26 protein-coding genes are annotated in these 25,371 nt (G+C 74.3%); 14 read left to right on the top strand and 12 right to left on the bottom strand.

The window, feature by feature from the left end; all coding sequences use genetic code 11:
• Positions 1 to 3 precede the first annotated feature (3 nt).
• The 3 genes from QQZ14_RS02570 (at position 4) to QQZ14_RS02560 (ending at position 2,355) form a co-directional block, all read left to right on the top strand.
• Positions 4 to 1,122, top strand: a complete 1,119-nt coding sequence (locus QQZ14_RS02570; RefSeq protein ID WP_284532601.1) for a uroporphyrinogen-III synthase — start codon at positions 4 to 6, stop codon at positions 1,120 to 1,122.
• Positions 1,119 to 1,760, top strand: coding sequence for a sirohydrochlorin chelatase (locus QQZ14_RS02565; RefSeq protein WP_284532600.1), 642 nt, complete (start codon positions 1,119 to 1,121; stop codon positions 1,758 to 1,760). The genes QQZ14_RS02570 and QQZ14_RS02565 overlap by 4 nt, the downstream gene beginning before the upstream one ends.
• 187 nt (positions 1,761 to 1,947) lie before the next feature.
• A complete protein-coding gene (locus QQZ14_RS02560) occupies positions 1,948 to 2,355 on the top strand; it encodes a globin domain-containing protein (RefSeq protein ID WP_284532599.1) in 408 nt (135 codons plus the stop codon).
• A 105-nt stretch (positions 2,356 to 2,460) separates the two neighbouring features.
• Here QQZ14_RS02560 and QQZ14_RS02555 read toward each other — a convergent pair whose 3' ends face one another.
• The 5 genes from QQZ14_RS02555 to QQZ14_RS02535 form a co-directional block, all read right to left on the bottom strand.
• The gene (locus tag QQZ14_RS02555) at positions 2,461 to 3,972 is read right to left on the bottom strand and encodes a sodium/solute symporter (protein WP_284532597.1); all 1,512 of its coding nucleotides are present in this window, start codon (positions 3,970 to 3,972) and stop codon (positions 2,461 to 2,463) included.
• Between the two features lie 7 nt (positions 3,973 to 3,979).
• On the bottom strand, positions 3,980 to 4,357 hold the full coding sequence (locus QQZ14_RS02550; protein WP_284532596.1) for a hypothetical protein: 378 nt from the start codon (positions 4,355 to 4,357) through the stop codon (positions 3,980 to 3,982).
• The gene (locus QQZ14_RS02545) at positions 4,354 to 5,088 is read right to left on the bottom strand and encodes a LytR/AlgR family response regulator transcription factor (RefSeq protein WP_284532595.1); all 735 of its coding nucleotides are present in this window, start codon (positions 5,086 to 5,088) and stop codon (positions 4,354 to 4,356) included. The genes QQZ14_RS02550 and QQZ14_RS02545 overlap by 4 nt, the downstream gene beginning before the upstream one ends.
• Before the next feature lie 67 nt (positions 5,089 to 5,155).
• Entirely contained in the window at positions 5,156 to 6,271 is a 1,116-nt protein-coding gene (locus tag QQZ14_RS02540; protein ID WP_284532594.1) for a sensor histidine kinase, read from the bottom strand.
• A gap of 2 nt (positions 6,272 to 6,273) precedes the next feature.
• Complete coding sequence (locus QQZ14_RS02535) at positions 6,274 to 7,095, bottom strand: class I SAM-dependent methyltransferase (RefSeq protein WP_284532593.1); 822 nt, start codon at positions 7,093 to 7,095, stop codon at positions 6,274 to 6,276.
• 35 nt (positions 7,096 to 7,130) lie between these two features.
• Between QQZ14_RS02535 and QQZ14_RS02530 the strand changes: the two genes are divergently transcribed.
• Positions 7,131 to 7,859, top strand: a complete 729-nt coding sequence (locus QQZ14_RS02530) for an oxidoreductase (protein WP_284532592.1) — start codon at positions 7,131 to 7,133, stop codon at positions 7,857 to 7,859.
• A 758-nt stretch (positions 7,860 to 8,617) separates the two neighbouring features.
• On the opposite strand, the gene QQZ14_RS02525 is transcribed toward QQZ14_RS02530, so the two are convergent.
• On the bottom strand, positions 8,618 to 9,418 hold the full coding sequence (locus QQZ14_RS02525; RefSeq protein WP_284532591.1) for an HAD family hydrolase: 801 nt from the start codon (positions 9,416 to 9,418) through the stop codon (positions 8,618 to 8,620).
• Between the two features lie 119 nt (positions 9,419 to 9,537).
• Here QQZ14_RS02525 and ssd point away from each other — a divergent pair, with 119 nt between their 5' ends.
• The 7 genes from ssd (at position 9,538) to QQZ14_RS02490 (ending at position 14,296) form a co-directional block, all read left to right on the top strand.
• Positions 9,538 to 10,593, top strand: coding sequence for a septum site-determining protein Ssd (gene ssd / locus QQZ14_RS02520; protein WP_284532590.1), 1,056 nt, complete (start codon positions 9,538 to 9,540; stop codon positions 10,591 to 10,593).
• The gene (locus QQZ14_RS02515; RefSeq protein ID WP_284532589.1) at positions 10,590 to 11,744 is read left to right on the top strand and encodes a TadA family conjugal transfer-associated ATPase; all 1,155 of its coding nucleotides are present in this window, start codon (positions 10,590 to 10,592) and stop codon (positions 11,742 to 11,744) included. The genes ssd and QQZ14_RS02515 overlap by 4 nt, the downstream gene beginning before the upstream one ends.
• Positions 11,741 to 12,517 carry a type II secretion system F family protein gene (locus QQZ14_RS02510; RefSeq protein ID WP_284532588.1) on the top strand — a complete coding sequence of 259 codons (777 nt, stop codon included), beginning with the start codon at positions 11,741 to 11,743 and terminating at the stop codon, positions 12,515 to 12,517. Before QQZ14_RS02515 ends, QQZ14_RS02510 begins: the two co-directional genes overlap by 4 nt.
• Positions 12,514 to 13,224 carry a type II secretion system F family protein gene (locus QQZ14_RS02505; protein WP_284532587.1) on the top strand — a complete coding sequence of 237 codons (711 nt, stop codon included), beginning with the start codon at positions 12,514 to 12,516 and terminating at the stop codon, positions 13,222 to 13,224. The genes QQZ14_RS02510 and QQZ14_RS02505 overlap by 4 nt, the downstream gene beginning before the upstream one ends.
• 169 nt (positions 13,225 to 13,393) lie before the next feature.
• Positions 13,394 to 13,579, top strand: a complete 186-nt coding sequence (locus tag QQZ14_RS02500) for a DUF4244 domain-containing protein (protein WP_284532586.1) — start codon at positions 13,394 to 13,396, stop codon at positions 13,577 to 13,579.
• Positions 13,576 to 13,959, top strand: coding sequence for a TadE family protein (locus QQZ14_RS02495; protein ID WP_284532585.1), 384 nt, complete (start codon positions 13,576 to 13,578; stop codon positions 13,957 to 13,959). The genes QQZ14_RS02500 and QQZ14_RS02495 overlap by 4 nt, the downstream gene beginning before the upstream one ends.
• Positions 13,949 to 14,296, top strand: coding sequence for an Rv3654c family TadE-like protein (locus QQZ14_RS02490; protein WP_284532584.1), 348 nt, complete (start codon positions 13,949 to 13,951; stop codon positions 14,294 to 14,296). The genes QQZ14_RS02495 and QQZ14_RS02490 overlap by 11 nt, the downstream gene beginning before the upstream one ends.
• Positions 14,297 to 14,310: 14 nt before the next feature.
• On the opposite strand, the gene QQZ14_RS02485 is transcribed toward QQZ14_RS02490, so the two are convergent.
• Together QQZ14_RS02485 and QQZ14_RS02480 are read right to left on the bottom strand one after the other, a co-directional pair.
• Entirely contained in the window at positions 14,311 to 14,619 is a 309-nt protein-coding gene (locus QQZ14_RS02485) for a hypothetical protein (protein WP_284532583.1), read from the bottom strand.
• 9 nt (positions 14,620 to 14,628) lie between these two features.
• A complete protein-coding gene (locus QQZ14_RS02480; protein ID WP_284533070.1) occupies positions 14,629 to 16,923 on the bottom strand; it encodes a DEAD/DEAH box helicase in 2,295 nt (764 codons plus the stop codon).
• Between the two features lie 242 nt (positions 16,924 to 17,165).
• On the opposite strand from QQZ14_RS02480, the gene QQZ14_RS02475 reads away from it, so the two are divergent.
• Together QQZ14_RS02475 and QQZ14_RS02470 are read left to right on the top strand one after the other, a co-directional pair.
• On the top strand, positions 17,166 to 17,504 hold the full coding sequence (locus tag QQZ14_RS02475; protein ID WP_284532582.1) for an anti-sigma factor antagonist: 339 nt from the start codon (positions 17,166 to 17,168) through the stop codon (positions 17,502 to 17,504).
• A gap of 222 nt (positions 17,505 to 17,726) precedes the next feature.
• Positions 17,727 to 20,108 (top strand): sodium-translocating pyrophosphatase, encoded by a 2,382-nt coding sequence (locus QQZ14_RS02470; protein WP_284532581.1) that lies wholly within the window; start codon positions 17,727 to 17,729, stop codon positions 20,106 to 20,108.
• A 94-nt stretch (positions 20,109 to 20,202) separates the two neighbouring features.
• Here QQZ14_RS02470 and QQZ14_RS02465 read toward each other — a convergent pair whose 3' ends face one another.
• Positions 20,203 to 21,246, bottom strand: a complete 1,044-nt coding sequence (locus QQZ14_RS02465; protein ID WP_284532580.1) for an Ig-like domain repeat protein — start codon at positions 21,244 to 21,246, stop codon at positions 20,203 to 20,205.
• Positions 21,247 to 21,672: 426 nt separating this feature from the next.
• On the opposite strand from QQZ14_RS02465, the gene QQZ14_RS02460 reads away from it, so the two are divergent.
• Positions 21,673 to 23,133 carry a DUF7059 domain-containing protein gene (locus QQZ14_RS02460; RefSeq protein WP_284532579.1) on the top strand — a complete coding sequence of 487 codons (1,461 nt, stop codon included), beginning with the start codon at positions 21,673 to 21,675 and terminating at the stop codon, positions 23,131 to 23,133.
• Positions 23,134 to 23,142: 9 nt separating this feature from the next.
• Here the strand turns inward: QQZ14_RS02460 and QQZ14_RS02455 are convergent, their stop codons facing one another.
• The 3 genes from QQZ14_RS02455 to QQZ14_RS02445 form a co-directional block, all read right to left on the bottom strand.
• Positions 23,143 to 23,931, bottom strand: a complete 789-nt coding sequence (locus tag QQZ14_RS02455; RefSeq protein ID WP_284532578.1) for a hypothetical protein — start codon at positions 23,929 to 23,931, stop codon at positions 23,143 to 23,145.
• Positions 23,932 to 24,016: 85 nt separating this feature from the next.
• Complete coding sequence (locus QQZ14_RS02450) at positions 24,017 to 24,742, bottom strand: hypothetical protein (RefSeq protein ID WP_284532577.1); 726 nt, start codon at positions 24,740 to 24,742, stop codon at positions 24,017 to 24,019.
• Between the two features lie 3 nt (positions 24,743 to 24,745).
• Complete coding sequence (locus QQZ14_RS02445) at positions 24,746 to 25,258, bottom strand: sigma-70 family RNA polymerase sigma factor (RefSeq protein ID WP_284532576.1); 513 nt, start codon at positions 25,256 to 25,258, stop codon at positions 24,746 to 24,748.
• Positions 25,259 to 25,371 lie beyond the last annotated feature (113 nt).

Below are 25,371 nucleotides of genomic sequence, written 5' to 3'. Positions count from 1 at the left end.
AGGGTGACCGACAGCCTTCCCCTCGCCGGCTTCCGGATCGGCGTGACCGCCGCCCGGAAGGTCGACGAGCAGGTCGGCCTGCTCGAGCGACGCGGCGCCACCGTGGAGTGGGCGCCCGCGCTGTCGCTGGACCCCAACCACGTCGACGACGACCTGCTGCGCGCGGCCACCGAGGAGGTGCTCGCGGCGCCGGTTGACATGTTCCTGGCCACCACCGGCATCGGGATGCGGACCTGGTTCGACGCCGCCGAGCGGTGGGGGATCCTGCCGCGGCTGCTGTCGGCGCTCGAGTCGGCGGAGATCCTGGCCCGCGGGCCCAAGAGCGTCGGAGCGCTGCGTCGCCGCGGGCTGCGCGAGCTGTGGGCGCCGGAGTCGGAGTGCTTCGAGGACGTGCTGGAGCACCTGCGCGGCCGGTCGCTCGCCGGGCTGCGGATCGTCGTGCAGGAGCACGGCCAGTCGCTGTCGATGGTCGCGCACGCCCTGCGCCGCCAGGGTGCCGACGTCACGACGGTCACGGTCTACCGCGTCGCGTCCGCCGACGACCCGGAGCCGATGTTCAAGATGATCGACCTGATCGCCGACCGTTCCCTCGACGCGGTCACGTTCACCTCCGCCCCCGCGGTCGCGGCCCTCATGGAGGCCGCCGGCTCCACCGGCCGGCGCGACGAGCTGGTCTCGGCGTTCCAGGCAGACGTGGTCGCCGCGTGCGTCGGCCCGGTGACCGCCGCGGCGTTCGAGATGTGGGGGGTGCCGACGATCTGGCCCGACCGCTCCCGGCTCGGGGCGATGGTCAAGCAGCTCGAGACCGAGCTGCCCTCGCGGCGCTCCGGGCTGTCGATCGAGCTGGTCGGCGGCCGCCAGCTGCTGCTGCACGGCGAGGACGTGCTGCTCGACGGCGCCGAGGTGAAGCTCTCCCCGGCGCCGGCAGCTGTACTCAACGCCCTCGTGGCGAACCCCGGCAACGTCGTCTCCCGTCCCGCGCTGCTCGCCATGCTGCCGTCGGGGACGGCCGGGTCCGAGCACGCCGTCGAGATGGCGGTCGCCCGGCTGCGGGCCGCGCTCGGGACGCGTGCCGTGCAGACGGTCGTCAAGCGCGGCTACCGGCTGGCGGTGGCTCCGTGAGGTTGGTGACGGTCGCCCACGGCACGCGGCACGAGCCGGGCAACGACGTGGCGCGCGAGCTCACCGCCGCGGCTGCCCTGCGGCTCGGGATGCCGGGCGTCGCCGCATTCGTCGAGCTGGCCTCGCCGCTGCTGTCCTCCGTCCTGGACTCGGACGAGCCGTCGGTGGTGGTGCCGCTGCTGCTCTCGACCGGCTACCACGTGCGCGAGGACCTCGTCGTCGTCGCGGGCCGGGCGCTCGGGCCCGACCCGCTGCTCGCCGCCGCCCAGGTGGCGCGGCTCGTCTCCGCGGATGCGCGCCCGAGTGCGCCCCTGGTCATGGTCGCGGCCGGGTCCCGCGACCCGGCGGCCGCCCGCGACCTGATGCTCGCGACCGCCCTGCTCTCGGATGCCTGGGGCGGACCGGTGCGGCTCGCCACGCTGGGCGGGCTCGGCCGCCGTCCCTCCGAGGTGGTCCGGCCCGGCGACGCGGTGACGCCGTACCTGCTGGCGGCGGGGTTCTTCGCGACCCGCACTCGCGAGGAGTCGCTGGCGGCCGGCGCCGAGCTGGTCGCCGACGTGATCGGCCCCCACGACAGGGTCGTCGACCTCGTCGTCGCCCGCGCGGTCGAGCTGCTGGCTGCTCGGCGGTCGGCGTAGGCCGCTGCGTCGCTTGTAACGCGCCTTTATGGCCTGCGGCCTGAGCGTGGACGGCTCGCCGCCAGGGGCGATAAAGGAGCGTTACAAGGGTGAGTAGGTCGTCGGCTGTGAGGCCGTGAGGAAGAGTTGACGGCGGTTGTACGGCGACGGGCGAGCAGCCGAAACGGCCCGCGCTGAGCCTGGGGGCATGGACAAGGAATTGCTCACCGAGAGCCTGGTGCTCGCCGACGGCGACGACCGGCTGACCCCGCGCTTCTACGAGATCCTGTTCGCGCGCTACCCCGGCGTGCGACCGATGTTCTCCGCCGACGTCCGCTCGCAGGCCGCGATGCTGCGGACCGCGGTCGTCGCCGTCCTCGACCACCTCGACGACCCCGCCTGGCTCACGACCACGCTGGGCGACCTCGGCGCCAAGCACGCGGCGTACGGCGCGACCGCTCCGATGTACGACGCGGTCGCGGAGTGCATGGTCGCCGCGATGGAGGAGCTCGGCGGCGAGGCCTGGACCCCCGAGATGACCGCCGCCTGGTCCGAGGCGCTCGGGGCCGTGGCCGGGTTGATGCTGGCGGGCTACCCCGAGGAGCTCTCGGCCTGACCCGCCGCCGTCCCTTGTAACGCTCCATGATGGTCCGCCCGCTGAGCGTGGAAGCACTGTCCCGGTGGGGCAATATCGGAGCGTTACAAGCGGGAGGGGGCCGGCTCACCCGCGGTCGAGGTCGAGCACCTCAGGCGTGTGCAGCCGCACGAGGAACCGGCCGGTGTGGGCGGGGATCCGCGGGGCGGTGAGCAGCGAGACCACGACCATCGTGGCGAGTGCGAGAGGGAACGACCACGCGGCCGGCTGGCCCATGAGCGTGTCCGTCCACCCGGACGGTCGCGACACCACCAGCGTCCACACGATCGCGACGCCGCAGCCGACCCCGCCCGCCAGTAGCCCGGCGATCGCGCCCGCGGGGGTGAGCCGGCGCCACCAGATGCCGAGCAGCAGCAGCGGGCAGAACGTCGAGGCCGCCATCGCGAACGCCAGGCCCACCGCCCGGGCCACCCCCAGGTTGGGCACCGCCAGTGCGACCACGCACGGGACGGTCACCGCGACCACGGCTCCCAGCCGGAACGCCGCCACGCCGCCGAGGCGCCGCCCGGCCCACAGCCGGCCGGTGACGTCCTGGCTGAGCACGCCGGCGACCGCGATCGACAGGCCGGAGGAGGTCGAGAGGAACGCCGCGAACGCGCCGGCGGTGACCAGGCCGGTGAGCAGCTCGCCGGCCGGGCCGTCGAGCATGATCCGCGGCAGCTCGAGCACCAGCGCGTCCGCCCGGTCGGTGCCGGCCAGCGTCGGCGCGTAGACCCGCCCGAGCGCGCCGTACAACGGGGGCAGCAGGTAGAACACACCGAGCAGGCCGAGCACGACGAGCGTCGTACGCCGGGCCGCCCGGCCGTCGGGGTTGGTGTAGAAGCGGACCACGACGTGCGGGAGCCCCATGGTGCCGAGGAACGTCGCCACGATCAGGGAGTACGTGACGTACAGCCCCTCACCCCCGCCGGAGGCCAGCGGCACCGACCAGCCGTCGGAGCCGGAGGCGTACGGCGTCGCGTCGTCGGCCCACACGGCCAGCAGCACCGCGGCCGGGACGAGCAGCGCGGTCAGCTTCAGCCAGTACTGGAACGCCTGGACGAACGTGATGCTCCGCATCCCACCCGAGGTGACGTTGGCCAGGACGATGATCCCGACGATCGCCGGCCCGACCCAGGTCGGCGCGCCGATCGTGGAGCGCAGCGTGATCCCCGCGCCCTGGAACTGCGGCAGCAGGTACAGCCAGCCCACGGCGACCACGAGCAGCGAGCACACCGAGCGCACCGCGCGGGACCCCAGCCGCGCCTCGGCGAAGTCCGGCAGCGTGTAGGCGCCCGAGCGGCGCAGCGGCGCGGCCACCAGCACCAGCAGCACGAGGTAGCCGGCGGTCCAGCCGACCGGGTACCACAGCATGTCGGCGCCGAACGTGAGCACCAGCCCGGCGACGCCGAGGAACGACGCGGCCGAGAGGTACTCCCCGCCGATCGCGCTGGCGTTGAGCCGGGGCCGCACCGACCGCGAGGCCACGAAGAAGTCGCTGGTCGTCCGCGAGAACCGCAGCCCCCAGGTCCCGATCACCAGCGTCGCGATCGTCACCGCGGTCACCGCGACGATGCCGGGGGCGGCGTCGAGGTTCACGGGGTGATCACCGGTTGACCTCCGTCACGAGCTCGGCGAAGTCGCGCTCGTTGCGCTCGGCCCGGCGCACGTAGATCCAGCCGAGCGCCAGCAGCCACGGATAGACCAGCGCCCCGAGCAGCAGCCAGGCGAGCGGCACGCCCAGCACCTCGAATCGCGACAGCGCCGGGACCAGGTGGAAGACCAGCGGCAGCAGCCCGACGGTGAGGCCGAGCACGGTGAGGACGCCCAGCGCCAGCCGCAGCTGCTCGCGCAGCAGCGAGCCCATGTACATGCCGCCGAGCCGGGTCTCGTCGTCGATGTCCGCCGTGCGCGCCGTGGGCGTACGGCGGCGCGGCGGGCCGGTCACCCGGACCCGGTCCGGCGAGGGTCCGGGCTCGCTCACGGGCGGCGGGTCCGGCTCTGGAGCAGCAGCTCGCGCAGCTCGCGGGTGTGCCGTCGGCTGACCCCGAGCTCGACGGGCGGGTCGCCGACGACCACCGTGCAGCGACCGGCGTCCATCCGCACCTCGCGCACGTGGGCGAGCGAGACCAGCAGCGACCGGTGGATGCGCACGAAGCCGGCGCCGGCCCACTCCTCCTCGAGCGTGGTCAGTGGGGTGCGCACCAGGTGCGACCCCTCGGCCGTGTGCAGCCGCGCGTAGTCGCCGTGCGCCTCGACGTGGGTGATGTCGGAGCGGCTGAGGAAGCGGGTGACACCGCCGCGCTCCACCGCGACCTGGGGGTCGTCGCCGGCCGGCGCCCGGTCGGACCCGGCCACCACCCGGCGTACCGCCTCGGCCAGCCGGTCGGCCCGCACCGGCTTGAGGACGTAGTCGACCGCGTGCACGTCGAAGGCCGCGACGGCGTGGCCCTCGTGGGCGGTGACGAACACGATGCGCGGCGGGTTGCGGAACCGGCCGAGCACCTGGGCGAGCTCGAGGCCGGTGAGGCCGGGCATCTGGATGTCGAGGAACGCCACGTCGACGTCGCCCTCGCGCAGGATCCGCAGGCTCTCGGTCGCGGAGTCCGTGGTGAGCACCTCGCGGATCCGGTCGTCGCGCTCGAGCAGGTAGCGCAGCTCGTCGAGGGCCGGCCGCTCGTCGTCGACGACCAGGGCGCGCAGTCGGTGGCTCATGACGGGTCCCCGCGGAATCGTGGGCGGAGCGAGCGCAGCGAGTGGAGCCTGCGATTGCGTGGGGTGTTCATGCGTGGACTCCTGGGGCGAACTTGGGCACCCGGACGGTCACCTTGGTGCCGGCTCCGGGTGCGGTCTCGACGACCAGGCCGTAGTCGTCGCCGAACGCGTTGCGCAGCCGGCCGTCGACGTTCCCCAGGCCCGTCGAGTCGAGTGAGGCGTCACCGGCGAGGGCTCGCCGTACGACGTCGGGGTCCTCGCCCGCACCGTCGTCCTCCACCTCGATCACGCACTCCTGACCCTGGTCGCGGGCGACGATCCGGATGTGGCCGCCGCCCTCCGCCGACTCGAGGCCGTGCCGGACGGCGTTCTCGACGAGCGGCTGGATGCAGAGGAAGGGTACGGCGACGGGGAGCACCTCGGGGGCGATCCGCAGCGTGACCCGGAGCCGGTCGCCGAACCGGGCCTGCTCGAGCAGCAGGTAGCGCTCGATCGAGCGGAGCTCCTCCGCGAGCGTCGTGTACTCGCCGTGCCGGCGGAAGGAGTAGCGGGTGAAGTCGGCGAACTCCAGCAGCAGCTCGCGGGCGCGGTCGGGGTCGGTGCGGACGAAGCTGGCGATCGCGCCGAGGGAGTTGTAGATGAAGTGCGGGCTGATCTGGGCCCGCAGCGCCCGGACCTCGGCCTCCATCAGCCGGGTCCGCGAGGCGTCGAGCTCGGCGAGCTCGAGCTGCGCGCTCACCCACTGCGCGACCTCGTCGGCGGCCCGGGCCAGGCCGGCGGTCGGGTACGCCGCGAAGACCTGCAGCGTGCCGACCACGCGCTCCTCGACGACCAGCGGGCTGACGATCGCGGTCCGCACCTCGCAGCCGGGCACGTCGCAGGGCAGGTCGCCGCGGTCGAACATCCGGGTGCTGCCGCGCTCGATCGTGGCCGCCGCCAGGGCCGGGGACTGCTCCTGGTGGTGCTGCCCGCTGCCGTGCCAGGCCAGCGTCGTCGCGGTGTCGGTCAGCGCCAGCGCGGGTGTTCCGAGCAGGTCGTGCAGGTGCCGGATGCTGCGCTCCGCGCTGGCGGGGGTCAGGCCCTCCCGCAGCGCGGGCGACGCGAGGGAGGCGCTGTGCAGGGTCCGGAACGTGGCCCGGTCGGCCTCGGTCCCGAGATGCCGGCGGCGCCACGGACGGGCCATGGTCAGCGGAAGTCGATGAGCAGCATGTCGGTGTCGGAGCCGTCGGTGACCGGTGCGGCGCCCTCGTCGGTCTCGGCGGCAGGGGTGGCCCGCTCGGCGACGGTGCTGCGGAAGCAGCAGGCGACGTAGGGCAGCTGCATGCCGTCCATGCCGCGCCCGAAGTCGTCGTAGAACGCCACGACCTCGGCGAGCTTCGCGGCCCGCGCCTCCGCGTCGAGCGTGGCGATGGCGGAGCGCGAGAGGGCGAGGTCCGCGATCGACTCGCGGTCCACGACCTGCCAGTGGCGGAGCGTGTCCTCCTCGACCGGGCCGAACAGCTCGCTGGACTCCACCTGCTCCATCGAGCGCAGCTGCTCCGGGCTGCCGATCAGCGCACCCAGCCGGCGCACCCACGGGATCCGCTCGTCGCGGGCGTTCCACACGACCGCCAGCCGGCCCCCGGGCTTGAGCACCCGGGCGATCTCGGGCAGCGCCCGCTCGTGGTCGAACCAGTGGAACGCCTGGGCGACCACCACGACGTCGTACGACGCGTCCGCGGCGGGCAGGTCCTCGGCGCCCGCGACCGAGGTGGGCACGTCGGGGAGCCGCTCGCGAAGGACGGCCAGCATCTGCTCGTCGGGGTCGGTCGCGTGCACGTCGTGGCCGAGGGCGACGAGGACGGAGGTGAGCTTGCCGGTGCCGGCGCCGAGCTCGAGGACCGTCGCGGGCTGCTCGCCGGCGAGCCAGGCGACGGCCTCGCGGGGGTAGGAGGGGCGGGCGCGGTCGTAGGCGGCCGCGACGTCACCGAACGACAGCGCGGGCGAGGGGGAGGGCTGGTCGCTCATCGAGGCAACCGTACTCGCAGATACTGTGGGATCCCGTGAGCCAAGACCCCCTGTCGCGCCTGGCGTCCCTCGAAGGCGTGCCGTCGGCGTACGCCGCTGCGCGGGACGGCATCGACGCGATGCTGCGCGACCGCGGGCTGCGGCGCACCTCGCCCGAGACGACCGCCGAGAGCCTGCTGCGCGGCGCCCACGCGAGCGCGGTGCTGGAGGGGTCGACCGCGTCGCTGGCCGACGTGCGCGAGGGGCGGGGCGACGAGGTGGCCGCCGACTCGGTGCGGGTGTCCGCCGAGCTGCTCTCGCTCGTCCCGGCGCTGTCCCGTACGCCGCTGCAGGCGCTGGCGCGCATCCACGCGCTGGCCTCCGCGAGCCAGCCCGCCGACTCCCGGGGGCGCCCCCGCGACGAGGCCGCGGCCGCCCGGCTGCGCGGTGTCGGCGACCTGCTGGTGGCGAGCGCCACCGCGCCGGCGCTGCTGGTCGCCGCGGTCGTGCACGCCGAGCTCGCGACCGCTGCGCCGTTCGCGTCGCACAACGGCATCGTGGCCCGCGCCGCCGAGCGGCTGGTGCTCGTCGCGCGGGGCGTCGACGAGAAGTCGCTCGTCGTCCCCGAGGCCGGTCACCTCGCGCTGCGGGCGGCGTACGAGTCGAACCTGCGGGGGTACGCCGGGGGCGGCCCGGCCGGCGTGCACGCGTGGCTGCTGTACGCGGCCGAGGCGTACGCCGCCGGCGCCGAGGCGAGCCCGCTGCGGACGCCCCACGGTGGTTGAGGTGCCAGCGGACGTCGCACGGTGGTTGAGGTGCGAGCGGACGTCGCACGGTGGTTGAGGTGCGAGCGGACGTCGCACGGTGGTTGAGGTGCGAGCGGACGTCGCACGGTGGTTGAGGTGCGAGCGGAGCGAGCCTCGAAACCGCCCGGCCGGTCACGGTGGTTGAGGTGCGAGCGAAGCGAGCCTCGAAACCACCGGACCGCTGCCTGGGGCTGATGCGACCTGACCTCTGGCTGGGTTTCGAGACGCGCCGTCACGGCTTCGCGGGCTCAGCCGTGGGCGCCCTCAACCTCCTCGGGCGACGCGGACCGCTCCTTCGTCGCGGTCCACTGCCCTCGGACATGCGAACGGCACCCGACGGTTGTGTGTGATTGGTCCGGGTGCCGTCGCTGACACGTGAATCCGATGGTTACCAGGCGTGCAACATCTAACTGCTGCCGCGGGAAGGTCCCGGCCGGCTCGCGCCCTGTAGGAAGGGTAGATCGCCGCGTGGGTACCCGGATCACGTGCTGCCCTGTTGAGTTCTGAGTCCGTGTCTACGCCTGATTCGTCGCACGTTCAAGGACCTTCGAGTATTGACTTCCGCGCGTCGACGGGGGCGGCAGGTCGCGGGCCGTCGGCCGCCCCGGGGCGGTCCCGGACGGGTTGCCCCGCCAGCCTCGACCGCGCTGCACCCGCTCAGCTGCAGGTCGATGGGACGCTCGGTCGCACGCCGAGCTCCGAGGGATGGAACGTCCCGGTCGCCCGGCGGAGCGACCTCAGGCGCCGGGCCGCCGCTTGCGCGCGTTGGCCCACATCACGCCGCCGACCGCGACGACGCCGCCGACGGCCAGCGCGGCGAGGGTGGGCTTGGCGGGCGGCAGCGGCACCCGGGAGCGCAGCGTGACCGGCTTGGTGAACACCAGGACCGGCCAGCCCCGCTCGGCGGCGACCTTGCGCAGCTCCTTGTCGGGGTTGACCGCATGGGCGTGGCCGACGGCCTCGAGCATCGGGACGTCGGTGACCGAGTCGCTGTAGCCATAGCTGTTGGCGAGGTCGTAGCCCTCCGCGGCGGCCAGCTCCTCGATCGCGCGGGCCTTCTCCTCGGCGTAGGCGTAGTACTCGATGCCGCCGGTGTAGCGGCCGTCCTCGATCTCCATGCGGGTCGCGATCACCCGGTCGGCGCCGAGCATCTCGGCGATCGGCCCGACGACCTCGGCCCCGGACGCGGAGACCACCACGACGTCGCGGCCCGCGAGCCGGTGCTCCTCGATCAGGCTGACGGCCTCGTCGTACACGAGCGGGTCGACGATGTTGTGCAGGGTGTCGGCGACGATCTCGCGGACGGTGGCGACGTCCCAGCCGGCGCACAGCTGCGACATGAACTGTCGCATCTTCTCCATCTGGTCGTGGTCCGCGCCGCCGACCAGGTAGACGAACTGGGCGTACGCCGAGCGCAGCACCGCGCGCCGTGAGATCAGCCCGCCCGCCTGGAAGGGCTTGCTGAACGCCAGCGTGCTCGACTTGGCGATGATCGTCTTGTCGAGGTCGAAGAAGGCCGCGGTGGACCGGGTCGCCATGGCGCAATCGTAGGCGGGTGCTGCCCACCTGCCGTCCACAGCACCCGTGTCGAACGGCCTTGTCCACAGGGCCGGTACGACGGCGGGACCCGGTCGGCCGGCGCGGGAACCATCGCTGCATGACCGCACCGCTGCTCATCACCCGTGACCAGTCCCTCCTCGACGAGCTGCTCCGCCTGGCTGCCGCCGCCGGCGTCACGCCGGACGTCGCCGCGGACGGCGGGGCCGCCCTGCGCGGCTGGGCACGCGCCCCGGTGGTGCTGCTCGGCGCCGACATGGCCGAGGAGCTGGCCCGGATCTCGCCGCCGCGGCGGGCTCGGGTCTACGTGCTCTCCTGGGGCGTGGTGCCCGATGAGATGTTCCGGGTCGCGGTCGCGGTCGGCGCCGAGAACGTGACCCAGGTCGGCCGCTCCGAAGGATGGCTGACCGAGCTGCTCACCGACCTCGGCGACACCGGCGCCACCGGGCCCGCGGAGGGCCTGGTGGTCGGGGTGGTCGGCGGCAGCGGGGGAGCCGGCGCCACGACGTTCGCCTGTGCCCTCGGGCAGGTCGGGGCGCGGCGCGGGCGCGCGCTCGTCGTGGACGCCGACCCGCTGGGCCCCGGCGTCGACCGGGTTCTCGGCCTCGAGGACCGGCACGGCGTCCGGTGGGACGGTCTCTGCCAGACCACCGGGCGGCTCAGCGCCCGAGCGCTGCGCGAGGCGCTGCCGCGGCGTGAGGACCTCGGCGCGCTGACCTGGCACGCCGGCGAGCCGGCCAGCCTCCAGGCGTTCGCGGTCCGCGAGGTCCTGTCCGCCGCGCGCCGCGGTCACGACCTGGTCGTCGTCGACCTGCCGCGCGCCGCCGATGCGCTGGTCGACGAGGTCGCCGCCCGCTGCGACCGGCTGCTCGTGGTCGTCGTGCCCACGGTCGCGGGCGTCGCGTCGGCGGTGCGCACCTGCGCCCGCCACCCCGACCGCACCGGCGTCCGGCTCGTGCTGCGGGGTTCGGGTGTCGACCCGCGGGCGGTCACCCGGGCGACCGGCATCCCCGTGCTGGCCACGATGCCCGACCAGCGCGGCCTCGGCGAGGCCATCGACCTGGGCCTGGGGCCGGTGCGGTCGCGCCGGGGTGCGCTCGGTCGGGCCGCCGGCGAGGTCCTCGACCAGCTGATGCTGCTGAGGGCGGCGGCGTGAGCGCCGTCCCGGTCGACGACCTCGAGGCGGTCCGCGACCGGCTGGCCCGCAGCCCCGGGGATCTGACGCCCCACCGCGTGGCGCAGGCGCTGCGCGAGAGCGGCCGTCCGGTCGGTGACGCCGCCGTGCTCGCGACCTACGAGGCGCTCCGCCGCGACGTGGTCGGCGCCGGGCCGCTCGAGCCGCTGCTGCGCACGCCCCACGTGACCGACGTGCTCGTCAACGGTCACGACCGTGTCTACCTCGACCGCGGGTCCGGCCTGGAGCTGACCGACGTCCGCTTCCCCGACGAGGAGGCGGTGCGCCGCCTGGCCCAGCGTCTCGCCGCGCTCGGGGGGCGCCGGCTCGACGACGCGACGCCGTACGTCGACCTCCGGCTGCCCGACGGCACTCGCCTGCACGCCGTGCTCGCGCCCCTGGCCCGGCCCGGCACGCTCGTCTCGCTCCGGGTGCCGAGGCCGCGCACGTTCACCCTCGACGAGCTGGTCGGCCTCGGCACGCTGACGCCGAGCACAGCGCGGGTGTTGCAGGCGATCGTGGAGGCCCGGCTGGCGTTCCTGGTCAGCGGCGGCACGGGCTCGGGCAAGACGGCGCTGCTCGCCGCGCTGCTGTCCCGGGTCGACCCCGAGGAGCGGCTGGTGCTGGTCGAGGACGCGAGCGAGCTGCGTCCCGACCATCCGCACGTCGTGGCACTGGAGGGCCGGCCCGCCAACCTCGAGGGCGCCGGCGCCGTCGAGGTCCGCACCCTCGTCCGTCAGGCCCTGCGGATGCGCCCCGACCGGCTGGTGGTGGGCGAGGTGCGAGGCGGCGAGGTCGTCGACCTGCTCGCCGCCCTCAACACCGGGCACGACGGGGGCTGCGGCACCCTCCACGCCAACTCCGCCGTCGACGTCCCGGCCCGGATCGAGGCCCTGGCGCTGGCCGCGGGCCTGGGCCGCGAGGCCGCGCACAGCCAGCTCGCCTCGGCCGTCCACGCGGTGCTCCACCTCGCCCGCGGGTCCGACGGCGTGCGGCGGCTGCGCCAGGTGGCGGTCCCCGAGCGCGGAGCCGACGGCCTGGTGACGATGGTGCCTGCGCTCGAGGTCGACGACGACGGCACGGTCCGCCCCGGCCCCGGAGCCGGTGCCCTCGCTGCCCGGATCGACCCGTGACCGGCGTGGCGGTCGGCGCCGCGGTGCTGGCCGCGCTCCTCGTGGTCCGCCCGCACGCCCGGCTGCCGGGGTCGCTCGGCCGCGCGACGAGCGGCCGGTGGCTGCCGGCCGCCCTGGTGCTCGCGGCGGCGGTGGTCGCCCTCGCGACTCCCCAGCTCGCCGGCCTCGCGGCCGTGCTCGGCGGTGCCGCCGCGGGAGCCGCGGGACTGTGGCGCCGGCGCCGACTCCGACGAGACGCCGAGCGGGTGGCCGGGCAGGTGCTCGAGACCTGCGAGCTGCTGGCCGGCGAGCTCGCGGCCGGCCGGCCGCCGGGGGAGGCCCTGTCCCGGGCGGCGTCCGCGTGGCCGCCGCTGGGCCCGGTCGCCGAGGCCTTCCGCGTCGGCGCCGACGTGCCGACGGCGCTGCGCGAGCTGGCGGAGCAGCGGGCCGGTGCCGGCGACCTGCGGGTGGTGGCCGCCGCGTGGCAGGTGGCGCACCGCACCGGTCAGGGCCTCGCCTCCGCCGTCGACCGGGTCGCGGAGTCGCTGCGTGCCGGTGCGGCGACCCGTCGCCTGGTCACCGCCGAGCTCGGCTCGGCGCGCGCGACCGCCCGGCTGGTCGCCGGCCTTCCGGTGCTCGCCCTCGCGATGGGCTCGGGCGCCGGCGGTGACCCGTGGGGGTTCCTGCTCGGCCACCCCGCCGGGCTGGCCTGCCTCGCTGGCGGGCTGGCGTTCGGGATCGCCGGGCTCTGGTGGATCGAGGCGATCGCCGCGGCGGCCGAGGAGTCGCTGTGACCTGGCTGCCGGTCCTGGCGGCGGCCGGCGCCGCGGCCCTCCTGCTGCCGGGTCGTCCGGGCCTGCCGGTGCCGCGCCCGGAGACCACCGGGGAGCCGTCCGAGGGCTGGCTCCGACGCCACCGGCTCGTCTGGTGCGCCCTCGCGGGCGTCGGGGCGCTGGTGTTCGTCGGCGGCCGGGGCGCGGTGCCCGCCGCGATCGTCGCCGCGACCGTGACCTGGGTCGTGATCGGTCGCGCCGAGCTCCCCGACGTACGCCGGCGTCGCGAGGCCGTGCGTCGCGACCTGCCGCACGTCGTCGAGCTGTTCGCCGCCACGCTCCGGGCGGGCGCCGCGCCCGGCGACGGGATCGGCCTGGTGTGCGCCGCACTCCCGGGACCGGCCGCCGACCGAATCGCCGGTGTGGCCGCCCGTCTCGCGCTGGGGCTCGACCCCGTCCAGGTGTGGTCGACCCTGGCCGACGACCCACACCTCGGGCGCCTGGGCCGCACCCTGGCCCGCGCCCACTCCTCGGGAGCCCCCGTGGTCGCGGCGGTCGAGCGGCTGGCCGACGACCTCGCCCGCTCCGCCCGCGCGGACACCGAGGAGCGGGCCCGCGCGGTGGGCGTCAAGGCCGCGCTGCCGCTGGGCCTCTGCCTGCTCCCGGCCTTCGTGCTGATCGGGATCGTCCCGCTCGTCGTCGCCCTGCTGGCCACGCTGGACATCTGAGGCCGTCGGAGGCCGCCCCCGCAGCAGCCCGAGCGGCCCGTTCACCGTCCACCGGGCCGCTCCGCGCGAGCGGTTCCACAGCTCCGGTCCGAGGCCGTGCCGGATGACCGTGACGTCGCGCAGGGTCGGTCCCGACGGCCGCATCGGGCGGCCGGGAACGGAGATCCTCATGTCCCTGCAGCGCCTCTCTCGCCGCCGCAACCAGCGCGGCATCACCACCGCCGAGTACGCCGTCGGCACCGCCGCTGGCGCGGGCCTGGCCGGCCTGCTCTTCAAGCTGCTCACCGGCGGGTTCGGTGACAAGCTCCTCAAGACGCTCTTCGACCACGTGCTCGGGCTCCTGGGCATCGGATGACCCGCCGCCGGCGTTGGCACGGGCGCGAGCGCGGCGCCGCCACCGCGGAGCTCGCGATGGTGCTCCCGTTGCTGGTGGCGGTCACGATCGGCCTGGTCTGGCTGCTCGCCGTGGGTGCCGCGCAGGTGCGGGCGGTCGACGCCGCCCGCGAGACCGCCCGCGCGGTGGCCCGTGGCGACAGCGTCGCGGAGGCCGTGTCCAGGGGATCGCGGGTCGCGCCCGCCGGCGCCCGGATCAGCGTCCACGACGACGGCGGCGAGGTGACCGCCGTCGTCGTGGGCCGGGTCGACGGCCCGGGCGGCCTGTTCGCCCGGCTCCCGGGCGTCACCGTCAGCGCGGAGGCGGTCGCGGCGGGTGAGGAGTCGGTCGATGCGCCGTGACCGCGACGCGCGGGGGTCCGCGAGCCTGTTCGTCGTCTCGTGCCTGGCGGTGCTGCTGCTGGTGGGCGCTGCGCTGGGGGTCGTCGCCGCGATGGTCCGCGCGCACCGGTCGGCGCAGTCGGCCGCCGACCTGGCGGCGCTCGCGGCCGCCACGGCGCTCGCCCAGGGCCGAGACCCCTGCGCGGCCGGCGCCGGCACGGCCGCGGCCAACGGTGCCCGGCTGACATGGTGCGAGGTCGCCGGTCTCGAGGCGACGGTCCGGGTCGAGGTCTCCGGGCCGCACTGGCTCGGGCAGGCCGCCGACCTGGCGGCCGAGGCCCGGGCCGGACCGGCCTGACCGTCAGCCGGGGCTCAGACCGACCTGCCGTCGCCGTCCTCGCGCTCGTCGTCGCGGCGCTCCGCCTCGCGCTCCTCGAGCTTCTCCGACAGCTCGCTGAGCTTCTTGCTCTCGCGGCGCTGCCGGATGGTGCGTTTGGTGCCCCACTTGGTGAGGCCGAAGCCCCACAGGATCGCGACGCCCGCACCGAGGCCGATGAAGAACAGCGCGACGGCGCCGACGTCGGTGCCGAGCAGCTCGACGCCGGAGCCCTCCGCGGTGCCGATCGCCGCGACGATCGCGACCGCGCCGAGCGCGATGAGCAGCAGCCCCAGGATCACCATGACCGGACCCTAGACGCTGCCCAGCAGCACGTCGAGGAGCGCCACGGCGCCGGCCTTGTCGAGCGGGTTGTTCTGGTTGCCGCACTTGGGCGACTGGATGCAGGACGGGCAGCCCTCCTCGCAGGTGCACGACTCGATGGTGTCGCGGGTCGCGGTCAGCCACTCGCGCGCCGCCCGGAACCCGCGCTCGGCGAAGCCGGCCCCGCCGGGGTGGCCGTCGTAGACGAAGACGGTGAGCCGGCCGGTGTCGGGGTGGACCGCGGTCGAGACCCCGCCGATGTCCCAGCGGTCGCAGGTCGCGAAGAGCGGGAGCAGACCGATGGAGCAGTGCTCCGCGGCGTGGGCGGCCCCGGGCAGGTCGCGGCCGGCCAGTCCGGCCTCGGCGAGGGCGTGGTCGGGGACCGTCCACCACACGGCGGCGGTGCGCAGTGAGCGCTCGGGGAGGTCGAGCGGCTCCTCCCCGAGGACGTCGCCACCGGGCTGGCGGCGCTTGAGGAACGAGACGACCTGGTGGGTGACGTCCACCTCACCGAAGGACAGCCGGCAGTCGCCCCACGCGGTGTGCTCGCGCTCGCGCGCGATCGTGATCTCGGTGGTCTCCCGGGCGGTGGTCGAGTAGTCGGGCTCGGCCCGCTGGATCACGGCCACGTGGTCGTCGAGGTCGAGCGAGTGCACCAGCCAGGTCTCGCCCCGGTGCACGTAGACGGCGCCGGGGTGGGCGGTGGCGTGCGCGCTCGACGCGTCGACGGAGCCGATGACCCGGCCGGTCTCCGACTCGACCAGCTGGACGGCGGTGCCGCCGGTCGAGCGGATGTCGGCGAGGTCGCTGGCCCGGCGCCGGTCGGTCCAGAACCAGCCGCGCGGACGGCGCCGCAGCAGCCCGCCCTCCGTGAGGGCGTCGACGACCTCGCGCGCGGTCGGTCCGAACAGCGGCAGGTCCGCCTCGGTCAGCGGCGCCTCGTGGGCGGCGGCGCACAGGTGGGGACCGAGCACGTAGGGGTTGCCCGGGTCGAACACCGTCGCCTCGACGGGCCGGCCCAGGAGCGCCTCGGGGTGGGTGACGAGGTAGGTGTCCAGCGGGTCGTCCCGGGCGACCAGGATGCCGAGCGCGTCCTGGGCGCCCCGCCCGGCCCGGCCGATCTGCTGCCACAGGGCCGCCCGGGTGCCCGGAAAACCGGCCATCACCACGGCGTCGAGCCCGCTGATGTCGATGCCGAGCTCGAGGGCGTTGGTCGCCGCCAGGCCGGTGAGCTCGCCACTGCGCAGCGAATCCTCGATGGCGCGCCGCTCCTCGGGCAGGTAGCCGCCGCGGTACGACGCCACCCGGGACGGCAGCGCCGGGTCGACGTCGGCGAGCAGCTCCGCAGCCGCCATCGCGACCTGCTCGGCGCCGCGCCGGGACCGGATGAACGCGAGCGTGCGGACGTCCTCGGCGACCAGGTCCGCGAGGAGGTCGGCGGTCTCCGACGACGCCGCCCGTCGCACCGGGGCGCCGTTCTCGCCGGCGTAGGAGGTGAACGGAGGCTCCCAGAGCAGCAGGGAGACCTCGCCCCGCGGCGAGGCGTCTCCGGTGACGGCCAGCACGTCGAGGCCGGTGAGCCGCGCGGCCGCGGCCTCGGGCTCGGCCACGGTCGCCGAGGCCAGCACGAAGGTCGGGTCGGCGCCGTAGATCGCGCAGATCCGGCGCAGCCGGCGCAGCACGTGGGCGACGTGGGCGCCGAAGACCCCGCGGTAGTGGTGGCACTCGTCGACCACGACGTATCGGAGGGAGCCGAGGAACGCAGCCCACCGGGCGTGCCCGGGGAGCAGGGAGCGGTGCAGCATGTCGGGGTTGGTCAGGACGTACTCCGCGTGGTCGCGCGCCCAGTCGCGCTGCTCGCGGGCGCTGTCGCCGTCGTGGGTGGTGACCCGCAGGTCGAGCCCCAGGCCCGACAGCCCGGCCAGCTGGTCCTGGGCCAGCGCCTTGGTGGGCGCCAGGTAGAGGACCGTCGCCCCGCGCTGGCCGCGGGGCCCGCGGGAGCGGCGTACGGCGGAGAGGGCCGGGAGCTGGTAGGCCAGGCTCTTGCCGGAGGCGGTGCCGGTGGCCAGCACGACGTGCTGGCCGTGGTGGGCGGCGTCCGCGGCGACGGCCTGGTGCTCCCACGGCTGGGTGACGCCGCGGGCCCGGAAGGCGTCGACGACGTCGGGCGCCGCCCAGACGGGCCAGTCGGCGTGCCGTGCCTGCCGGGCGGGCAGCACCTCGAGGTGTCGCACCCGGTCCTCGCGGCCGGGCACGGACGCGAGCCGGGAGACGATGTCGCCCATCCTGCGGGCGTGGAGTCCAGGCGCCGCTCTCACTCCGTCATCCTCCCCGACGGCGCCGACATCCGCCCGTGGGCCACCGGGGGCGGCGCTCCGGCGTACCCTGTCCTGGCCGTGCTCCCGGGGCGAACTGTGGCCAGTTTGTGCGCGGGGAGGCGCGGGCGTGGTTTCATTGTGCAGGCCGGATGTCGGGTTCCTAGCCGCGACTCCTCCGGCAACCGAACAACCGCACCGGGGAGAACTAGGTGGACCTGACTCTGACGACGCGCGACGCCGGTGGGAAGACCATCGTTGCCGTCGGGGGCGAGATCGACGTCTACACCGCCCCCAAGCTCCGCGACAAGATCACCGAGCTGGTGGCTGCGGGCGTCTACGACATCGTGATCGACATGGAAGAGGTCGAGTTCCTGGACTCGACCGGCCTCGGTGTCCTCGTCGGCGGCCTGAAGAAGGTGCGTGCCCACGACGGCTCCCTCCAGCTGGTGTGCAACCAGGACCGCCTCCTCAAGATCTTCCGCATCACCGGCCTCGCCAAGGTCTTCGTCATCCACGAGACCGCCGACGCCGCCCTCGCGAGCAGCTGAGCCCGGCCCCTGAGGCGTCCTCGACGTCCCGACCGTTTCAGGTCCTTTGACCCGTCGACCCCCCGGGACGGCGGGTCTAGCGTCAGCGCCGAACCCATCCCGTACGGCGTGCAACCGCGCCCTCGCTGTGTGTCCCGGGTCACATCCCGGCGTCCCCCGGCAGCCCGTGCGTAGACTCCGCGTCGTCCGTGAGACCTGAATCACTCTCCCAGGAGGAAACACATGACGGGGATCGCTCCCGCTGTCGTGGAAGTCTCCGGAGGCAACCTCGTCCTGGTCATCGTCGTCGCATTGATCGCGCTTGGCGCGCTCGCGATGGCGGCGATGTTCCGCCAGGAGGTACTTGCCGCCGGTGAGGGCACCGACAACATGAAGAACATCGCCCAGGCGGTGCAGGAAGGCGCGAACGCGTATCTGCAGCGGCAGTTCCGCACGCTGGCGATCTTCGCCGCGGTCGCGTTCTTCGCCCTGATGGCCCTGCCCGCGGACGACATGACGGTCCGGATCTTCCGGTCCGTGTTCTTCCTGGTCGGGGCGGGCTTCTCGGCCAGCGTCGGCTACCTCGGCATGGGCCTGGCGGTGAAGGCGAACCTCCGGGTCGCCGCCGCGGCCCAGAACGAGGGCCGTGACCCGGCGATGAACATCGGGTTCCGCACCGGCGCCATGGTCGGCATGCTGACCGTCGGCCTGGGCCTGCTGGGCGCCAGCATCGTGGTGATCCTGTTCCAGGAGGACGCCCCGCACGTGCTCGAGGGCTTCGGCTTCGGTGCCGCGCTGCTCGCGATGTTCATGCGAGTCGGTGGCGGCATCTTCACCAAGGCCGCCGACGTCGGCGCCGACCTGGTCGGCAAGGTCGAGAACAACATCCCCGAGGACGACCCGCGCAACGCCGCGACGATCGCGGACAACGTCGGCGACAACGTCGGCGACTGCGCGGGCATGGCGGCCGACCTCTTCGAGTCGTACGCCGTGACGCTGGTCGCGGCCCTGATCCTCGGCTCCCAGGCGTTCGGCGACAAGGGCCTCGTGTTCCCGCTGCTGATCCCCGCGATCGGTGCGCTCACCGCAGTGCTCGGCGTCTACCTGTGCAAGCCCCGTCCGGGCGAGAACGGCCTCAAGACGATCAACCGGGCGTTCTACATCTCTGCCGCCATCGGTGGGCTCGCGAGCGTCGTGCTCGCGATGGTCTACCTGCCCGGCGACTTCGCCGACCTGACGAACTCGACGGTCGACGCCGACGCCAGCCCGCGCATCGTCGCCGCCGGCGCCGTGCTGATCGGCGTCGTGCTCGCCGCGGCCATCCTGGGTCTCACCGGCTACTTCACCGGCACCGACCACCGGCCGGTCAAGGACGTCGGCAAGACCTCGCTCACCGGCGCGGCCACCGTGATCCTGTCCGGCCTCTCGGTCGGCTTCGAGTCCGCGGTCTACACGACGCTGGTGATCGGCGCCGCGGTGTTCGGCGCGTTCCTCCTCGGCTCCGGTTCGATCGACGTCGCGCTGTTCGCGGTCTCCCTGGCCGGCTGCGGTCTGCTGACGACGGTCGGCGTGATCGTCGCGATGGACACCTTCGGCCCGGTCTCCGACAACGCCCAGGGCATCGCGGAGATGTCCGGGGACGTCGACGAGCGCGGCGCCCAGATCCTCACCGAGCTCGACGCGGTGGGCAACACCACCAAGGCGATCACCAAGGGCATCGCGATCGCGACCGCCGTGCTCGCCGCGAGCGCGCTGTTCGGCTCGTACACCAACGCGATGCACACCGCGATCGACGAGGTGAAGCTGACCGAGCAGCCCGGCGAACTGACCAGGCTGGCGTTCTCCTTCGACGCGTCCTACCCGAACATCCTGGTCGGGATGCTGCTCGGAGCGGCCGTGGTCTTCCTGTTCGCCGGCCTGGCGATCAACGCGGTCGGCCGTGCGGCCGGCGCGGTGGTCTACGAGGTGCGCCGCCAGTTCCGGGAGATCCCCGGGATCATGGAGGGCACCGGTCGTCCGGAGTACGGCAAGGTCGTCGACATCGTCACCAAGGACTCGCTCCGCGAGCTCGCGACGCCCGGTCTGCTGGCCATCCTGGCCCCGATCGCGGTCGGGTTCGGCCTCGGTGTCGGCCCGCTCGCGGGCTTCCTCGCCGGCGCCATCGCGACCGGCACCCTGATGGCGGTGTTCCTGGCCAACTCCGGTGGTGCCTGGGACAACGCCAAGAAGCTGGTGGAGGACGGCAGCCACGGTGGCAAGGGATCCGACGCCCACGCCGCGACCGTCATCGGCGACACCGTCGGCGACCCGTTCAAGGACACCGCCGGCCCGGCGATCAACCCGCTGCTCAAGGTCATGAACCTGGTGTCGCTGCTGATCGTGGCCGCGATCGTCAAGCTCTCGATCGGCGAGGACGCCAACACCCCGCTGCGCATGGTGATCGCGTTCGCGGCGTTCGCCGGGATCGTGGCCGCGGTGTACATCTCGAAGCGGCGCCCGGTCCACATCGAGAGTGGCGACGACACCGGTACGCCGGCCCCGCCGCCCCCGCCCCCGCCGATCCAGGCGGCCCCGCCGTCGGAGCCCGCTCCGACCCAGCAGTTCGAGGCGCCCGGCCACCACTAGGCACCGCAGGGCACCACATGGCGTGGCCCCCCCCCCAAACCTGGCGTCGACCCGCCCGAACCCTGCGGGCGGGTCGACGTCGTTCTCGGGCCGGCTACCTCTTCTTGACCGTGAGCCTCACGACCTTGGAGGTAGCGCCCAGCACGGTGGCCGAGCCGGCGTACACCGCCTTGAGCCTGTGCACTCCCGGCTTGAGCTTCGTCAGCCGGACGGTGGCCTTGCCGGCCGTCAACGAGAGCCGCTTGACGACCTTGGTGCCGTCGAGCACCTTCACCCGGCCGGACGGTGCGGAGACCCCGACCGCGGTGACGACCAGCCGCAGCGTCGCCGGGCGCCCCAGCCTCACGGTCTTCTTCGACAGCGTGGCCGTGAGCACCGAGCGTGCCTTGGCGGCCGGGACCGTCTCGCCGGCGGTGCGGAAGGTCCCGGGGCGGTAGCCGGCCCGAGTCGCGGTGACCACGACGGTCAGGGTGTGGCCGACGTCGGCCGCCGACACGACGTGGGTCCGGCCGGTCTCGCCGTCGACGTCCTTGGTGTCCCGTTGCCACTGGTAGGTGAACACCGGGAGCTCCCCGGTGCCCCACGTGCCGGGGTCGACGGTCAGCGTCCGGCCGACCGCGGGGGTGCCGGTGATGACCGGCTGACGAGTCGCCTTGGGAGCGTCGCCCAGCTGGCCCGTGAGTGCGTTGCTCGTGACGACACCGTCCGAGAGGCCGTCCTTCTTGCCGGTGGCGCGGGCCGAGATCGACTGGTCCACGTCGTCCTTCGTCAGGAGGTACGACGTGCCCTCCTTGCCGGTGATCGGCTGCCCGTTGCGGAGCCACTGGTACGTCGTGGCCACGCCGTCCTGCTGCCACGACGGCGCGACGCTCACGGAGAGGGTCGTCCCGGTCGTGGGCGTCCCCTTGTCCGCCTTGATGGTGGGTGCACCGTCGGACGTCACCGCGGTCTCACCCAGGCCGGGGACCTGCAGGGCGTCGGTGACCATCGTCAGCGGGAGGAAGCCGAGCGCCGTGGTGACCACCTGCGCGGTGATCAGGCATCCCGCCTGCGCCTCCGTGGGCACATAGGTCCATACCCCCTGGGCGCCCGGGATCGGGGAGCCGTCGCACAGCCAGGTGATGTCGGTGCTGAGCACGCCGGGAAGGATGTTCCAGACCGGCTGGGTGACCGTCAGGAGCTCGCCGACCGCGGGGACCCCCCGTGAGCTGGGGGAGCTGGTCGGGCAGCGGCAGCGGGAGGTCGAGCAGCCCGCGATCCGCTGGTGATGCCACCGGTGCGGCCGGCTCGGTGGCCGTCGCGGGCGTGGCCCCGAGGGTGACACCGGCGGCGACGAGTGCGGTGACGACGAGTGCTCCGAGGCCGCGGACGAATCTCTGCATGGCTGACTTCCTCCCCTGTGGCCCTCCCCTCCCGGAGGGTCCCCGTGGTCGGAATGTAAAGGGACCAAGGTCCCGAAGACCATGGAACTTGGTCGATGCTGGCCGATCGGCGGTGCTGTCTAGGCCATCCGGGCTACCCCCGCCTGGGGTCGCGGTGCCGCCGGACGGCATAGTCTCGGGTCGTGAACGCTCCCTCGATCTCGGAGCTCCCCCAGCGGCTGCGGGCCGCGCTCGTGATGGCCGGCTTCACCTACGACGCCGTGGCCGAGGTGCTCGGGCCGGAGGCGCACGCGGCCCTCGCGCGCAACGAGACCACCCCCGCCCTGCGGCGCACCTCCGGTGGCTGGCCGCTCGAGACGTTGATCCGGCTGTTCCTGCTGCAGGCGCCGGTCGAGCTGGCGTCGGCGCAGCGGGCGCTCCCGGGGCTGGTCGACCGGCTGGCGGCGGAGGGCTTCGTGGAGCAGACGGTCGGCGAGGTGGCGGCGCGACTGGACGTGCGGCCCTACGCGACCGACGACGAGCACCTGTGGGTGGTCAGCGACCTCACCCCCGGACTGGACGGCGGCAGCGCCCGGATCGGACCCCAGCACGTGCTGGGCATCAGCTCCGCGTCGACCTCGCTCGCCCAGCTCACGCTGCGCGAGCCGGTCGGCCGCGCGCTCGACCTCGGCACCGGCTGCGGGGTCCAGGCGATCCATCTGGCCCGGCACAGCGACGAGGTCGTCGCGACCGACGTGAACCAGCGGGCACTGCGGCTCGCGCGCTTCAACCTCGGCCTCAACGCCGTGAGCACCCCCGTCGACGTCCGCGCCGGCTCGTTCTTCGAGCCGGTGGCCGGTGAGGCGTTCGACCTGATCGTCACCAACCCGCCCTTCGTGATCTCGCCGGCCACCGGCGAGCAGCTGGTCTACCGCGACTCCGGGCTGCCCGGGGACCGGGTGGTCGAGCACATCGTGCGGAACGCCCCGGACCACCTCGCCGACGGCGGCTGGTGCCAGGTGCTGGCGAACTGGGTGATCCCCAGCGGCGGCGCCTGGGAGGAGCGGCTCGCGGGCTGGGTGCCCGAGGGCTGCGACGCCTTCGTCGTGCAGCGCGAGCTGGTCGACCCGGCGGCGTACGTCGAGCTGTGGCTCAAGGACGCCGGCCTGCACGGCTCGGCCGACTACCTGGTGCGCTACGACACCTGGCTGTCGTGGTTCGAGGACCAGGGCATCGAAGCGGTCGGCTTCGGGTGGATCAACCTGCGCCGCAGCGGCGGCGACGCGCGCGAGCTGCTCACCTGGCCGTACGACGTCGAGCAGCCGATCGCGTCCGCCATCCGCGACTGGGCCGTGGCCCGGGACACGGTCGTGGAGCTCGACTCGCACCTCGTGATCCGCGCCGACGTCGTGCAGGAGACGTCGGGCCGGCCCGGTGAGAGCGACCCCGAGACCGTGGTGCTGCGCCAGCAGCGCGGCCTGCGGCGGGCCCGGCAGGTGGACACCGTCGAGGCGGCGCTCGCCGGCGCCTGCGACGGTGACCTGAGCGTCGGGCAGATCCTCGAGGCGGTCGCCCAGCTGCTCGAGCTCGACCCGGCGCAGACCCGCGAGGACTACCTGCCGGCGGCCCGCTCGCTCGCGCGCGAGGGCTTCCTCGAGGGCTGACCGCCCCGGTCACGCGGCCTCCGCCGCCGCCCGGGCCCGGTCCCGGATCCGCAGCAGCCGGGCGCGGGTGACGCCCAGGAGCAGGTCGGACCGACCGAGCGCGAGGAGGTCGGGGACCCCGCCCGGACGGCCCCATCCGTCGATCGGCTGACCGCGGAAGCCCCTCAGCCCAGCGCGGACCGTGCCGCCGTAGCTCGAGATCGGCGACCGCAGCGCGAGGTCCTGCTGGACGACACCGACGCGCAGCGGGCCCGCCGGGTGGAAGAGGCCGTTGGCCTTGCCGACCGCCCAGACGATGCCGCCGGCGAGGTGCGCGGCCGTGGCGGCTCGGGTGACCGTCTCGGGGTCCTCGGCCCACAGCGCGAGCAGCGCGTGCCGGAACGCGTGGGACGACTCGGTGTCGAACGATCGCGCCGCGATGGCGTCGAGCAGCTCGGCGGTCGCCACCATCCGGTCGCCGGCGGCGCGCTCGGCGTACTCGGTCGGCAGGTCGGTCGCGTCGTCGCCGAGCGGCTCGGCTGTCAGGGCGTCGACCGCGGCCCGGCTGCCGCAGACGTCGACCAGCCACTCCATGACCCGCTCGTGCTGCGCCTTCGGCGGCGGCGCAGGCGGTCGGGCCTCTCGGTCGTGACGCAGCGCGACCGCCTCCCACTGGGTGCCGGTGGCGGGCTCGCGCCAGGTGTCGACCAGGCGGCCGTCGACGAAGACCAGGTGGGTGACCCGGTCGAGCGTGGGCTCGTCGAACCGGTAGCCGTCGTAGCCGTCGTAGCGGTCGAAGGGGTGGTCGTAGGGGTGCATCGGACCTCCGATCGGGTTGGGGGCGTCCACGCTGGCACGTCCCACCCCCGATCCGAGGGCGTCATCCACAGCCCAGGCCGGCCCGTCAGTCGAGGGCGCCCGCCAGGTCGAGGGACTGCTTGTTCTCCTCGCTGCCCAGGGTCGCGTCCACCTCGAGCCGCAGGACGGGGACGGGGTCGCAGGCCGCCTCGAGGACCCGCACGGTGCCGGAGCCGCCGGCGCTGCTCGCCACCTCGTTGCCGTCCGGGGCGCCCTCGGTGTCGGCCATGAAGAGGGTGATCGGGTAGCGCGACGAGTCGCCCGGCCAGTCCACCGGCAGCTCGAAGGTGCGGTCCTTCTGCAGCTTGGCGACAATGCCCTCGAAGTAGACGAACGGCTCACGCACCTGGGCGTCGTCGCCTGCCTCGGACCCCGTGATGTGCATCGGGCTGTACATCCAGATCCGGCCAGTCGTGCCGATCGGGTCCCCGCCGGCGGTCTCCGGCGGCTCGCAGCTCACCGTCACGTCCGGGAAGGCGTACGTCGAGCCGTCGGGCCGGGTCATCACGAGTGTGCTCACCGGGCCCTCGGGCCGGTCGACGGCCATCGTGTCGCCGGGCCCGTCGTCACCCGAGGTCGCGGCGACCACGCCGCCGCCGACGGCGACCACGGCCACCAGGGTCCCCGTGACGACCCCGGCTCGCCGGCGCCGCCGGCGTACCGTCATCCGCCGCTCCACGCGCTCGGCGACGTCGAGCGGGGGCGCGAGCGTCCCTTCGAGGCGTGCGTACCCGTCCCTGATCTGCTGCTCGGTCATCAGCTCCCCGTTCATCGGTCAGTCCTCTCGTGCCGTGGTGGCGCGCAGCGGGCCGTGCTCGCGCGCGTGCTCCCGGAGCCGCTCGGTCCCGCGGGACAGCTGGCTCTTGACGGTTCCTTCCGAGCAGCCCATCCGCTCGGCGATGCCACGCACGTCGAGGTCCTCGACGTACCGCAGCGCCAGCGCGGTGCGCTGCCGTGGTGAGAGGGTGGTCAGCGCCTCGACCAGCCAGCCGCCGGCCTCGCCGACGACCTCGACCGGGGAGTCCTCGACCGGTCCGGCCAGCAGCGGCAGCTCGCGCCGCAGCCGGCGGAGCCGGTCGATGTTGAGCCGCACCATGACCGTGCGGGCGTACGCCGCGGGCTCGTCGAACCGCGACCGGCCCCATCGCTCGCCCATCCGGGCCAGGGTCTCCTGCGTCAGGTCCCACGCGTCGTGCGGGTTCGCCGTCAGCGCATGCGCGAACCCCAGCAGCGGCTTGGTCTGGACGGCCGCGAACTCCGCGAAGTCCTGGTCCTGGTCGTCGGTCACGCGCGCCTCCGAGTCGGGTCGACCTACCTCTCACGTACTGTCCCTTGACGGAGCGGACCGCCGAAACGTTGAGGGAGCGCTCGGTGTCGTGGCGAGACGCTCGGCGCGGCCGC

This window comes from Nocardioides sp. T2.26MG-1, from assembly GCF_950101795.1.
Classification (GTDB): domain Bacteria; phylum Actinomycetota; class Actinomycetes; order Propionibacteriales; family Nocardioidaceae; genus Nocardioides.
The sequence above is the reverse complement of the archived record's forward strand: the minus strand, read 5'-3'. Positions and strand labels throughout refer to the sequence as shown.